This is a genomic window from Cohnella pontilimi, assembly GCF_005049045.1.
Lineage (GTDB): Bacteria > Bacillota > Bacilli > Paenibacillales > Paenibacillaceae > Cohnella > Cohnella pontilimi.
Genome location: NZ_SUPK01000001.1, coordinates 649,959 through 663,034, shown reverse-complemented (window position 1 = coordinate 663,034; position 13,076 = coordinate 649,959). Strand labels below are relative to the sequence as shown.

Below are 13,076 nucleotides of genomic sequence, written 5' to 3'. Positions count from 1 at the left end.
AGGAGTAAAGACGTAGAAATTAAAATTTTAAACCACAGCGGTTCCCTTAAAAATTGTCTATACATAAATTTAATCCATTGCATGTCAGCAGCTGCTCCATCCTTAGTTTCTTTTTATATCCATATTAGCATACTAAGACCAATTGAACATCATCATTATTGAGCCAAATAAAATGGCGGCCAATACGGCCGCCATTTTAAGCAAAACACTTTATTCTCTTTTTCTTCCATACGCTTCAATCCGCGCGGCGCTCGCTCGCTTGGCTTTCAGTATCGCTTGCGCGGGGCGGCCGGGGCCGCTTGGGGCGAAAGCGAGGTGCCAAGTAGTTGTGCTTGCGGTCGCGGAAAAAAATCCAGCCGCCGATAAACCCCACACCAACCAAAAACAATATAAAGCCGAGCACAAAACCCCACCAATCAAAATGGGGAGTTTGCACATGTACGTCGCCCATATCGGCGAAATAGCGGAAAATCGCGTCTTTCATCTTCAAGAATCCGTAAGCGGCGCCAATTCCGGGAATGACCAGAAGCAGGATGGCGATCAGGCGCGAAAGGATGAGTTTCACGGAAAAGGCCCTCCTTTGTTCTCTCTCATCATACCTTTTTCCTAGAGGGTTGTCCACGCAAGGTCGAACAGTGACGATCATTTTGGTTTGTTCCCGGCTGAAAAAAAGGTACAATAGGGGGAAATGAACCAGTTTTCATGGGGTTTACGAGGATAATCGATCGCGGAGGGACTATCATGCCAATTGAAACCGACGTCGCCGTATTGGGCGGCGGACCGGGCGGCTATACGGCAGCCGTGCGCGCGGCACAAGCCGGCAAGAGCGTCGTCATTATCGAAAAAGATAAGCTCGGCGGAACATGTCTTCATCGAGGATGCATTCCAAGCAAAGCGCTTCTTCGGAGTGCGGAAGTATTCTCCACGCTGCGAAATGCAACCGATTACGGCATCGCCGTCAACCCATCGGAATTTTCCGTCGACTGGACCGCGGTGACGGCCCGCAAAAACAACATCGTGGAACAACTGTATAAGGGCGTACAGGCCTTGATGAAGCAAAATCGCATCCAAGTTCTGAACGGAAACGGCAGAATTATCGGCCCTTCTATTTTCTCGCCGAAGAGCGGCGCCGTGGCGGTGGAACTCGCGGACGGCGAATCCGAGACAGTCGTGCCGAAACACGTGATTATCGCGACGGGATCCCGTCCCCGGCGGCTGGAAGGCTTGCCGTACGACGGACACACGGTCGTCACAAGCGACGAAGCGCTGGAGTGGAGCGACAGGCCGACATCCGTACTGATTGTCGGCGGCGGTGTGATCGGTGTGGAATGGGCGTCCATGTTGGGTGACTTCGGAACGGAAGTGACGCTGCTCGAGACGGCGGACCGGCTGCTGCCGGCGGAAGACAAAGATGTGTCCCGCGAAATCGCCAAGGCGCTTACGAAGCGCGGCGTGCGCGTGATCACGGGCGCCAAGCTGCAGGCCGCGACCTGCTCCGTCTCGGAAAACGGGGTGACCGTGGAGGCGGAAACGACCGGCGGAACCGTGACGTTGTCGGCGCAGCGAATGATGGTATCCGTGGGACGCCAGGGCAATGTGGAAGGCATCGGTCTGGAAAATACCGACGTGAAGAGTTTGGGCGGATTCATCTCGGTCAATCCGGATACGCTGCAGACTGGCGAACCGCATATTTATGCGATCGGCGATGCGATCGGCGGCGTCCAGCTCGCCCACGCGGCGATGCACGAAGCGGCGGTTGCGGTGGAGCATTTGACCGGCGGAACACCGGTGCGTTGTGCGGATAGAGACATTCCGCGATGCATTTATTCCCGGCCGGAAGCGGCATCCATCGGGTGGACCGAAGAGGCGGCCAAAGCAGCGGGCTTGAAGGTCAAATCGGCGCGCGTTCCGTATCGGGTATCCGGCAAAGCGCTGGTATACGGGGAGAGCGAGGGCTTCGCGAAAGCGGTGGCGGATTCGGAAACCGGCGATTTGCTGGGCGTTCACCTCGTAGGCGCTCACGCGACGGAACTCATTGCGGAAGCCTCGCTCGCGAAGCTGCTGGATGCGGTGCCGTGGGAAATCGGCCGGACGATTCATCCGCATCCGACTTTATCGGAATTGATGCAGGAAACAATGCTCGGCTTGTCCAGTATCGGCGGTCACGTCTGACGGGCGTGCTTCAAAAGTTTGGCTTTCTTACGGCCAACAGGAGATGATGAGGCACACTTCTCCCGTTGGGCGTTTCTTTTTGTGCGCCGGGGGAGTATAATAGGTTTTAGATTCAAGTATTAAGACCAGGTTATAAACTATCCGAAAGCCAGGAGGGACGAGCCATGAACCAGACAGGCACCGTCCGGCAAACGATGCGGCACACCCAGCTCGGCATCACGGACGAGCAAGCGGTAGCGATGTACGAAATGATGATGCTGGCCCGTCGTTACGATGAGCGGTCGCAATTGCTGCAAAGAGCAGGCAAAATCAACTTCCACATTTCCGGAATTACACAGGAGCCTTCACAGGTGGCCATGACGTTCGCCATGGATCGCGAGCGGGATTGGTTCCTTCCTTATTACCGCGACTATGGAGTCGTGTTGTCCGTGGGCATGACCGTCAAGGAGCTCATGCTTTCCTTGTTTGCGAAAGCCGAAGATCCGAATAGCGCGGGCCGCCAAATGCCGGGGCATTTCGGCTCGAAAAGATTGCGCATCGTGACCGGTTCGAGTCCGGTGACGACGCAGGTTCCTCACGCGGTGGGATTTGCGCTCGCCGCCAAAATGCGCGGAGAGAAGTCGGTGTCGATCGTCTCGTTCGGCGAAGGCTCGAGCAACCAGGGAGACTTTCACGAAGGATGCAACTTTGCGGGCGTGCATAAGCTTCCGGTTATTTTCATTTGTCAAAACAACCAGTATGCCATTTCCATCCCGTTCTCCAAACAATCGGCCGGCCGTATCGCCGACCGGGCGATCGGATACGGTTTTCCGGGATTCCGGGTGGACGGCAACGATCCGCTCGAGGTGTACCGGGTCGTCAAAGAAGCGCGCGAGCGTGCCGAAGCCGGAGAGGGACCGACCCTGATCGAAATCATGACGTACCGGGTCACTCCGCACTCCACATCCGACAATGATTTGGCTTATCGGACGAAGGAAGAAGTCGAGGAGCACAAACGGAAAGACGCCATTCCGGCTTTCCGTCAATATTTAACCGAAGCCGGTCTTTGGTCGGATGAGAAGGAAGCGGAACTGCAGGCGCGTCAGCGCGCCATCATCGACGAAGCGACCGAGTATGCGGAGCGTGCGCCGTTCCAGCCGGCAGAAGAATCTTGGCGTTACGTATACGCGGAAGAAGACGGGGGGAGTCGCTGATCATGCCCGTAATCGAATATATTGAAGCCATTCGCACGGCGATGAAGGAAGAGATGGAGCGGGATCCGTCCGTATTCGTACTGGGTGAGGATATCGGCTTGAAAGGCGGCGTTTTCGGCACGACCAAAGGGCTGCAGCAGCAGTTCGGCGAGGACCGTGCGCTCGATACCCCGCTGGCCGAATCGGCCATTGCCGGCGTCGCCATCGGGGCGGCCATGGCCGGGATGAAGCCGATCGCGGAAATGCAGTATTCCGACTTCATGTTTCCGGCAACGAACCAAATCATCAGTGAAGCCGCGAAAATCCGGTACCGCTCGAACAATGATTGGGATTGCCCAGTGGTGATCCGCGCGCCGATCGGCGGCGGTATTTTCGGAGGCTTGTATCACTCGCAGTGTCCGGAATCGGTATTTTTCGGAACGCCTGGCCTCAAGATTGTAGCCCCGTCCACGGCTTACGACGCGAAAGGCTTGCTGAAAGCGGCCATCCGCGACCCGGATCCGGTCATCTTTTTCGAAAATAAAAAATGCTACCGCCTGATCACGGACGAGGTGCCGGAGGACGATTATGTCGTGCCGATCGGCAAATCCAAAGTCATGCGCGAAGGCAGCGATATCACGGTAATCGGCTACAGCATGCCGCTGCATTTTGCCATGCAGGCCGCGGAAGAGCTGTCCCGCGAGGAAGGCGTCGAAGCGCACATCCTCGACTTGCGCACGCTGCAGCCGCTGGACCGCGAAGGGATTTTGGAAGCCGCGGCGAAAACCGGCAAAGTGCTGATCGTCCATGAAGATAACAAAACCGGCGGTGTCGGAGCGGAAGTGTCCGCGATCATCGCGGAAGAGCTGCTGTACGACCTTGATGCTCCGATTCGCCGTCTATGTGCGCCCGATGTGCCGGCTATGCCGATCAACCCTCCGGGCGAGAAGCATTTTCTGCTCAACAAGGACAAGCTTAAAGCGGCGATGCTGGAGCTTGCCCGCTACTAATCGCTCGAAACCGTGCTGGGGAAGGGTTGGAATCGATGCCGAAACAAATTGTGGAAATCATCATGCCGCAGCTTGCCGAATCGCTCGTGAACGCGACCATCGACCGCTGGCTGAAGCAGCCCGGCGATATGGTGGACATGTACGAGCCAATTTGTGAACTGATAACCGATAAAGTAAACGCCGAGTTGCCTTCCACCGCCCGCGGAAAATTGGTGAAAATTTTGGCGGGCGCCGGCGAGTTGGTGGATGTGGGCACTCCAATCGCGCTCGTGGAGACGGAAGGCGCCGCTTCACCGGCAGCCGAAATGCCGACTGCTCCCGCCGAGCCCATGCCTGCTTCGGAGCCGGTGAATCGTCCGGCCGCCGTACAGGCTTCACCGGCTGCAGCATTCGATCCGGACGCGCCGATGCGTGCCCGCTATTCGCCGGCCGTACAGAAGCTCGCTGCGGACAACGGCGTGGACTTGTCCCGGATCGCGGGCAGCGGGATGGGCGGGCGCATTACGCGTAAAGACGTGCTGGACGCCGTAACTGCGGGGAACCGCGGCAACGCATTTTCCGCTGCCGCGCCGGCCGCTCCTGTTGAGGCAATGGCCAGGATGCCGGAGCCGCCCCGGATTCCCATCGTCGAGGTCGACGAAGGACAAGCGGCGCCGGGCAGCCGCGAATATGCGATCGATGTCACGCCGATCCGCAATACGATCGCGAAAAATATGCGCCAAAGCGTCAACGAGATTCCGCATGCCTGGACGATGGTTGAAGTCGATTTAACCAACCTCGTCGAGCTGCGCAACCGGCTGAAAGACGGTTTCAAAAAACAGGAAGGCATCAACCTCACGTTCATGCCGTTCCTGCTGAAAGCCGTCGTCGGCGCGATCAAGGAATATCCGCTCATGAACTCGGTGTGGGCGGTGGACAAAATCATCGTGAAACGTGATATCAACTTGTCGCTGGCGGTCGGTACGGAGGACTCCGTGCTGACGCCGGTCATCCGGAACGCGGACCAGAAAACGATCACGGGCCTCGCGCACGAGATCCACGAGCTGGCCCGCAAGACGAGAGAAGGCAAGCTGAAGCTGTCGGACATGCAGGGCGGCACGTTCACCGTGAACAATACGGGGACGTTCGGATCCGTGCTTTCGTATCCGATCATCAACTATCCGCAGGCCGCGATTCTGACGTTCGAAGCGATCGTGAAACGCCCCGTCGTCATCGGCGATATGCTCGGCATCCGCTCGATGGTCAACCTGTGCTTGTCCTTCGACCACCGGATCCTGGACGGGATCATTTGCGGTCGTTTCCACCAGAAGGTCAAGGAAATTCTCGAAGGCTTCGGTCCCGACACGAAACTTTACTAACTACTCACCCCCAAAAAGTGACGTTTATCTTCGAAGCGTAGTCCGATTACTTTTTGGGGACCCCTGACAATCTCTGTGTAATGAAGAGCGCTGTTTGCGGACAGCGCTTTTTAACTCTACAATAGACGGGAAAGCAGCATGCGAGGAGGGGCGGGATGAAACCTTTACATACGGAGTGGCTGTCTCGAATCGGATACCAAGAGGCTTGGGATTTGCAAAAACGGCTGGTGGGGGAAATTGACCGCGAGGAGCGCGAGGACACACTGCTGCTGCTCGAGCATCCGCCGACCTACACGATCGGTTCCGATCGTCATCCCGAACATTTGCTGTTCGGCACGGACGAATTGAAGCGCAGAGGAATCGAAGTTTTTGAAATCGACCGCGGCGGAGATATTACGTACCATGGTCCCGGACAGTTGGTCGGCTATCCGCTGCTTTACCTGGATGCGGTCGGGCTTGATTTGCACCGTTATTTGCGGGATCTTGAGGAATCAATCATCGGATTGCTGGCGGATTTCGGGCTGCAGGCCGGTCGAAAACCGCAATACACCGGCGTATGGGTCGGGGACGAGAAAATTGCCGCGATCGGCGTCAAATTCAACAAAGCCCGCACGAGACGCGGTTTCGTGACCAGTCACGGCTTTGCGTTCAATGTGAAACGCGGCGTAGAGCGGGAAGGTTTCCAGGGAATTGTACCCTGCGGAATTTCGGAATACGGTGTAACCTCGCTCGAGGCGCTCACTGGGCAATCGTACGGCACGGAAGAAATCGGACGGCTGATCGTGTCGCATTTCAGCCGCGTTTTCGGTTACGAGCCGGTTGTTACTGAAACAGCGAGCCCACACTCATGAGAAGCGTGGAGAGCAGCATGGCTAAAAGCGTGACGATGACAATGATTTTGAACCAGCGGGTATTCAAGGAAAGGTCTTCCTTTCTGCAGTAAGCTTGTATACCATTATTGTAACGAAGATATCGTCGGGAGGAAAGCGCTATGGTACAACGCGAACGGCTATTGTCGGAGTTTATGGAATTGGTCAAAATCGACAGCGAAACGAAGCACGAGCAAGAGATCAGCAAGGTGCTGAAGGACAAGTTCGGACAACTGGGACTGGAAGTCACCGAGGACGATACGGCCGCCAAAACGGGCCACGGCTCCGGCAACTTGTTTGCTTGGTTACCGGCATCGTCCGGCTCGGAGAATGCGCCGGGGTTGTTGTTCACCTCACATATGGATACTGTCGCACCGGGCAAAAGCATCAAGCCGCGGCTCGATGACGACGGATATATCCGCAGCGACGGGACGACGATTCTCGGCAGCGACGACAAGGCCGGACTCGCCGCGATTTTCGAAGCGATCCGTGTGCTGAAGGAGAAAAATCTTCCTCACGGCTCCATTCAAGTCGTCATTACGGCGGGCGAAGAGTCGGGGTTGATCGGGTCCCGCGCGATGGACGGCTCGCTGCTCCGCGCGAAATACGGCTATGCGCTTGACTCCAACGGGGAGATTGGGGCTATTGCCGTGGCGGCTCCGACGAACTCCCGTCAGTATATCACCATCCAGGGAAAAGCGGCACACGCCGGCGTCAATCCGGAAGACGGCATCAGTGCCATCCAAGTGGCGTCCAAAGCGGTGTCCCGTATGAAGCTCGGGCGCATCGACCATGAGACGACCGCCAACATCGGCAGGTTCGAGGGCGGCGGGGAAGTGAACATTGTCGTTGATAAAGTGACGATATACGCGGAAGCCCGCAGCCGTGACGATTCTAAAATGGAACGTGTGGTCGACTCCATGCGCGAAGCGGTGGACAGCGCGGCCAAAGAACACGGGGCCAAAGTGGATTTCCGGCATGAAGTGATTTATCCGGCTTATCGTTTCGGAGACGGTGATGAGGTCGTTGAGATTGCCAAGGCGGCGATTCGTGAGATCGGATGCGAGCCTCGCCAGTTCGAATCGGGCGGCGGCAGCGACGCCAATATGTTCAACGGCAACGGCGTGCCGACCGTCAACCTTGCTGTAGGTTACGAGGACATTCACACGACCAACGAGCGGATTAAAGCCGACGACATCGTCAAAGTGACCGAGCTCGTGCTCGCTATTGTGGCGGAGACGGTAAAGCGGGGAGCATAACCCTTAAAGAATAAAAAAACGGAGTGCAGACTGGTAACAGTCGGCACTCCGTTTTTGCATCAAGCCACGTGCTGTACGGAGGCTTCTTCCCCTTTTTTCTTTGTGTCCAATTTGGCCGGCCTGACCAGCAGGGCGATGACGGCGCCCGCAGCCATGAAGCACAAGGATACGATAAAACCGTGGCTGATGGCATGCCCCATCTCCGTGCTGTAATACTGAACAAGGTCCGGGCTGAATTGATTCGCGGCGCGGAACACTTGATCCGGATTGGTGGCTGCGGCAACCTGGTCGGGCGGAATTTGAAACCTGGAAATCGCTTGAGCGGCGGCAGAGGTCATGTCGCGATTCACGATCACGGCCATAATCGAGGCACCCAAGACGCCGCCGATGCTGCGCCAGAAGCCTACGACTGAGGAGGACACGCCGATATACCGCTGCTCCACGCTGCCGGCGATGGAGTTTTGCGCAACGCTCATCAGCGGGCCAACGACCCCGAGGCCTAGCACGACGACAAGGGTGATGATCTGCCAAAACGGATCGGTGTTCGACATGTTCATGAATAGCGCCGATACGGCCACACCGATCGACATGTTTGCGACCATGATCGTGCGGAATTTGAAGAACGCCTGCAGAAATCCGAACGAGATGGCGCCAACAATGACGGAGGCCATCATCGGGGTCAGGAGAGCGTTCGAGTTGGATTTGCCCAGCACGAAGGTGGCGTAATACGGCATGTAAGCAACCGCAGAAAACATGATCGCGCCTTGGCAGAACACAACGAAGCTCGTTCCCGACACCATCCGGCTTTTGAAGATGCTCAAAGGCAGCATCGGTTCCTCCGCTTTGCGTTCCACCATAATAAACAGAGCGGTTGCGACCGCCGCGAGCGCGAACAAGCCGATGATTGGCCAGGAAGCCCAAGCATAATCTTTGCCGCCCAGCTCCAAAGCGAGCATGACCGATACCGTGGACACCACTAGGAGGAAGGCACCGAGAAAGTCGATTTTCGGTTTATTTTCTGCCTTCGACTCACGCAAAGAGAAGAGCAGCACGAGGAAGGACAAGATGCCGATCGGCAAATTCACGTAAAAGCACCAGCGCCAGCCCAGCGTATCCGCGATCCAGGTGCCGAGCTGGGGCCCTGCCACGGAGGACAAGCCGAATACGGCTCCGAATACCCCGGACATTTTGGCCGCGTCTTTTTGGTTGTTAAACAGCGTGTAAATAATCGAAAAAGAAATCGGGAAAATCGAACCGGAACCGATGCCTTGAATGACCCGGTAACAAATGAGCTGGTAGATGTCAGTCGCGGTTCCGCAAAGCGCGGATCCGATCAAGAACAGTCCGATCCCGATCAAATAAAATTTTTTGCGCCCGAACATGTCTGAAAGCTTGCCGAAAATAAGCATGGTGCTGGTCGCCGCGAGCATGTAGGAAGTAAACACCCACGTGTTCTTGTCGATCCCGCCGATGTCGTTCACCACTTTATTGATACATGCCGATACGATCGTATTGTCCAATGAGGACATTAACAGGCCGAGCGCCATCGATAAAATGATCAGTCCTTTGGACTGTTTGGCCATTGGTTACTTCTCCTCCACTCTCTCTTTGTTAGGTGCCGAGCGCGTCGTGCTTGCCCAGCCCTTCTTCTAATACTTTGATCTTGATGCGGTATCGCTCGATGCCCAAGCGGGCCCGGATTGGAAAATAATACCGAGTGACTTTGAGATTATATCGATTCGGTAGATATCGAGTCAATACATTTCCAAGGTAAAATTTACCTAAAAAATTCCTTCCCCGGTGCGGGGAAGGACCTGTTGAGAGGTTTCTTGGTGTCTGATTGCGTGGCGGCGGTCGAGATGAAGAACTGTGTCATTTCCCTTGCTTGGCACGCGCAGCCGCGATATCCGTTACACGGGCGTTAGCGCCTCTGCGTTTCATTTCCTGACGCAATGCGCGGCGGATTTCCCAAGCTTTGCCGACCCAACGAATATGATCGCGCGCTTCGTAACGTTTCAGCATCACAGTTCCTCCTCAGCATCCGACGCAGCCGGTACCGTGAGCCGATGATCACCGGCGCTTGCTTTCGCACGGACAAGCCTTTATTTTGAAGGTATGAAGCTGAACGCTTTTCCATACCGCCGGTTATCGGGGTTAGAAGAAGGAGGAGAATGCGCCGTGACAGAAAAAAAACCGACGAAACATCCTTTTTACGAAGAAACGCTGGAGACGAAACCGATATTTCAAGGGCGCATCATCTCTTTGCAGGTCGATACGGTCCGGCTGCCGAACGGCGGCACGGCCACCCGTGAGATTGTAAGGCATCCCGGCGCGGTGGCGGTGCTGGCGCTGCTCGACGGCAAAATGCTGGTCGTCGAACAGTTCCGCAAAGCGCTGGAGAAGGTGCAGGTCGAAATTCCGGCCGGCAAGCTCGAACCCGGCGAAGATCCGATGGCAGCGGCCGGGCGCGAATTGGAAGAGGAGACGGGCTACCGGACGAACAAGCTGAAGCTGCTTCAGTCCTTCTCCACTTCTCCGGGCTTCGCGGAGGAGATCATTCATCTGTACTATACGGATGAGTTAACGAAAAGCGAAGTCAGTCTCGACGAGGATGAGTTCCTCACCTGTGAAGCGATTACGCTCGATGAGGCTTGGCAATATATCCGCGAGGGCCGGATCTGCGACGCCAAAACGCTGTTGGCCGTTTACGCCTGGCAGCTTAAGCAAAATACGGGATCGCTTCCAGCATGAGCGGTCTTCAGCCATTCTTCGCAGACCTGCATGTGCATATCGGCCGTTCCGACAGCGGCCAGCCGGTGAAAATCAGCGCGAGCAAAGATTTGACGTTCCGCTCGATCGCCAAGGAAGCCTCGGAACGCAAAGGCATTGGGCTGATCGGCGTGATCGACTGTCATTCTCCGGCGGTTCAGGCCGACATCGAACGCTGTCTGGACTCGGGTGAAATGGAAGAGGCCGAGGGCGGCGGGATCCGTTACGGAAACACCGTGATTTTGCTGGGCGCCGAGATGGAAGTGCGGGAGCCGGGCGGCGGTCCGTTTCATCTGCTGGGTTATTTGCCCGATTTGCGCGCGATGAAGCAGTGGACGGAGTGGATGAAGCCGCGGATGAAAAATGTGCTGCTCAGCTCCCAGCGCATCCGCGTAACCGCGCGCGAGCTGCAAGCGGAGCTGCTGGCACGAGGAGGATTGCTCGTCCCGGCGCATGTGTTCACGCCGCACAGAGGCCTGCTGGGCTGCTCGGCCGACAGGCTGTCGGACCGGCTGGAACCGGATGGCATCTCAGCGGTGGAGCTGGGACTCAGCGCCGACACCGACATGGCGGACCGGATATCGGAACTGTCCGTTTACCCGTTCCTCACCAACTCGGACGCCCATTCCACCGGCATGATCGGCCGGGAGTGCAACGAACTGCGGCTGTTACAGCCGTCGTTCGCCGAATTCGCCAAAGCGCTCAGTAAACAAGAGGGCCGGGAGGTGACGGCCAATTACGGCTTGCATCCCCAACTCGGCAAATACCACTCCACTTTCTGCTCCGCCTGCAAGAAAGCGGTCAACAGCCGTACCCGGGAGGAGACGGCGGAAGCTTGTCCTTCCTGCGGGAGCCGCAAGCTTATCCGCGGCGTTGCCGGACGGATCGACCAGCTCGCGGACCGCGAAGAGCCGCTGCATCCTGCAGGCCGCGCTCCGTACCGTCAGCAAGTGCCGCTCACCTTTTTTCCCGGTGTCGGCAAAAAAATGCTCGAACGTCTCCTGACCGAGGCGGGGACGGAAATGGACATCCTGCACCGCATACCGCGAGAGCAGATCGCCGCTGTTGCCGGCGAACGGATCGCCGCCGCCATTATCGCGGCCAGAGAAGGGAAGCTCTCCTTCCGGGCGGGAAGCGGAGGCGCCTACGGCACCTTGGAGCCATTCTAAAATCCCCTTGTCCGGCATACAGATAGGCACAAGACGTGCCGTCGGACGAGGGGGAGGGTTCCGTGCGCTTTCGATTTTGGAATTTGTCGGCTCGGGACAACGTGAATTTGTATTTGTTTATCGGCGTGCTGTTCGTTGTGGGGGCCGTATTCGGAGGATTGCTCGTTCGGGCGCTTACCTTCGAACAGCAGCAGGATTTGGCGGAGACGCTCGGGTTATATATGCAAAATGTCGGAGGCGGTACGGGGCTGCATCCGGCAGCGGTTTTTTGGGACGGGTTTGTTTTTTATGCAAAATGGATTCTGCTCATCTGGCTGCTGGGCATGTCGGTGATCGGAGTTCCGCTTGTGCTGGTGCTGGATTTTTTAAAAGGGGTGCTGGTCGGTTTTACGGCCGGTCTGCTCGTTCACGAGTTCGCCTGGAAAGGACTGTTATTCTTCCTTGCTACGGTGGCTCCCCCGAACGCCTTGGCAGTTCCCGCGCTCATGATTGCCAGCGCGTCGGCCGCACGCTTTGCCTATTTTATTGTGAGAGAAAGGTTGTTTCGCCGCAAAGGGCGGATGATGCCGCCGTTCCTCGCGCATACCGCGGTGGCGGCTCTGATGCTGATCATGGTCGGGCTCGCCTCTATATATGAAGCCTATGTTTCACCGCTTCTTCTGGAGCGCGTCACGCCGCATACGACGCCGGCGAGTCACTCTAGCGCGGCCGTCCGACTCTAGCAGGAACGTTTGACTTCCGGAATCGCCTCCCCCTATAATGGAACCAAGTGTACACACGACCGGAGGGGGAAACGAATGGAAGCCCGCATTGAAAAAGTTAAGCAGCAGCTGCAATCCCAGGGCTACAAACTCACCCCCCAACGGGAAGCGACGGTCCGCGTCCTGCTTGAGAACGAGGAAGACCATCTGAGCGCGGAAGACGTGTTCATGCTCGTCAAAGAAAAATCGCCCGAAATCGGGCTGGCTACCGTGTATCGGACGCTGGAGCTTTTAAGCGAAATGCATGTCGTCGAGAAAATGAACTTCGGTGACGGCGTGGCCCGGTACGACTTGCGGGCGGACAGCAACAAGCATCATCACCATCACTTGATCTGCGTACAATGCGGATCGATGTCGGAGATTATGGAAGACTGGCTTCTCCCGCTGGAAGAACGGTTGGAGAAGGAATACGGCTTCACGGTGCTGGATCACCGTCTCGATTTCCAAGGCATTTGCGCCAAATGCAAAAACGCCGGGAAATCTCCGGAGCCCGGTTCCGAAAGCTGAATAAGCCTAAACGCACATCGAGCGGCCTTC

Annotated in this window: 14 protein-coding genes; 10 read left to right on the top strand and 4 right to left on the bottom strand. The window is 56.7% G+C overall.

Annotated elements, in window-relative coordinates; genetic code table 11:
• Positions 1–235: 235 nt before the first annotated feature.
• Positions 236–565, bottom strand: a complete 330-nt coding sequence (locus E5161_RS03325; protein WP_136776234.1) for a DUF2627 domain-containing protein — start codon at positions 563–565, stop codon at positions 236–238.
• Positions 566–741: 176 nt separating this feature from the next.
• Between E5161_RS03325 and lpdA the strand changes: the two genes are divergently transcribed.
• The 5 genes from lpdA (at position 742) to lipB (ending at position 6,563) form a co-directional block, all read left to right on the top strand.
• Positions 742–2,172, top strand: a complete 1,431-nt coding sequence (lpdA, locus tag E5161_RS03320; RefSeq protein ID WP_136776233.1) for a dihydrolipoyl dehydrogenase — start codon at positions 742–744, stop codon at positions 2,170–2,172.
• A gap of 164 nt (positions 2,173–2,336) precedes the next feature.
• The gene (locus E5161_RS03315; protein WP_136776232.1) at positions 2,337–3,365 is read left to right on the top strand and encodes a thiamine pyrophosphate-dependent dehydrogenase E1 component subunit alpha; all 1,029 of its coding nucleotides are present in this window, start codon (positions 2,337–2,339) and stop codon (positions 3,363–3,365) included.
• A gap of 2 nt (positions 3,366–3,367) precedes the next feature.
• Complete coding sequence (locus tag E5161_RS03310) at positions 3,368–4,354, top strand: alpha-ketoacid dehydrogenase subunit beta (RefSeq protein WP_136776231.1); 987 nt, start codon at positions 3,368–3,370, stop codon at positions 4,352–4,354.
• Positions 4,355–4,389: 35 nt separating this feature from the next.
• Positions 4,390–5,712, top strand: a complete 1,323-nt coding sequence (locus E5161_RS03305) for a dihydrolipoamide acetyltransferase family protein (protein WP_136776230.1) — start codon at positions 4,390–4,392, stop codon at positions 5,710–5,712.
• A 155-nt stretch (positions 5,713–5,867) separates the two neighbouring features.
• A complete protein-coding gene (gene lipB, locus E5161_RS03300; RefSeq protein WP_136776229.1) occupies positions 5,868–6,563 on the top strand; it encodes a lipoyl(octanoyl) transferase LipB in 696 nt (231 codons plus the stop codon).
• On the opposite strand, the gene prli42 is transcribed toward lipB, so the two are convergent.
• Entirely contained in the window at positions 6,535–6,630 is a 96-nt protein-coding gene (prli42, locus tag E5161_RS20665) for a stressosome-associated protein Prli42 (RefSeq protein WP_169306564.1), read from the bottom strand. The genes lipB and prli42 overlap by 29 nt on opposite strands.
• Positions 6,631–6,703: 73 nt before the next feature.
• On the opposite strand from prli42, the gene E5161_RS03295 reads away from it, so the two are divergent.
• Complete coding sequence (locus E5161_RS03295; protein WP_136776228.1) at positions 6,704–7,840, top strand: M20/M25/M40 family metallo-hydrolase; 1,137 nt, start codon at positions 6,704–6,706, stop codon at positions 7,838–7,840.
• Between the two features lie 59 nt (positions 7,841–7,899).
• On the opposite strand, the gene E5161_RS03290 is transcribed toward E5161_RS03295, so the two are convergent.
• Together E5161_RS03290 and mciZ are read right to left on the bottom strand one after the other, a co-directional pair.
• Positions 7,900–9,423 (bottom strand): DHA2 family efflux MFS transporter permease subunit, encoded by a 1,524-nt coding sequence (locus E5161_RS03290; protein WP_136776227.1) that lies wholly within the window; start codon positions 9,421–9,423, stop codon positions 7,900–7,902.
• A 289-nt stretch (positions 9,424–9,712) separates the two neighbouring features.
• On the bottom strand, positions 9,713–9,862 hold the full coding sequence (gene mciZ, locus E5161_RS03285) for a Z-ring formation inhibitor MciZ (RefSeq protein ID WP_136776226.1): 150 nt from the start codon (positions 9,860–9,862) through the stop codon (positions 9,713–9,715).
• Between the two features lie 156 nt (positions 9,863–10,018).
• Between mciZ and E5161_RS03280 the strand changes: the two genes are divergently transcribed.
• From E5161_RS03280 to fur, 4 genes are all read left to right on the top strand, one after another.
• Positions 10,019–10,591 (top strand): NUDIX domain-containing protein, encoded by a 573-nt coding sequence (locus E5161_RS03280; RefSeq protein ID WP_246042075.1) that lies wholly within the window; start codon positions 10,019–10,021, stop codon positions 10,589–10,591.
• Positions 10,588–11,778, top strand: coding sequence for an endonuclease Q family protein (locus E5161_RS03275; protein WP_136776224.1), 1,191 nt, complete (start codon positions 10,588–10,590; stop codon positions 11,776–11,778). The genes E5161_RS03280 and E5161_RS03275 overlap by 4 nt, the downstream gene beginning before the upstream one ends.
• Positions 11,779–11,840: 62 nt before the next feature.
• A complete protein-coding gene (spoIIM, locus tag E5161_RS03270) occupies positions 11,841–12,500 on the top strand; it encodes a stage II sporulation protein M (protein ID WP_136776223.1) in 660 nt (219 codons plus the stop codon).
• A 75-nt stretch (positions 12,501–12,575) separates the two neighbouring features.
• Entirely contained in the window at positions 12,576–13,046 is a 471-nt protein-coding gene (gene fur / locus E5161_RS03265) for a ferric iron uptake transcriptional regulator (RefSeq protein WP_136776222.1), read from the top strand.
• Positions 13,047–13,076: the final 30 nt, after the last annotated feature.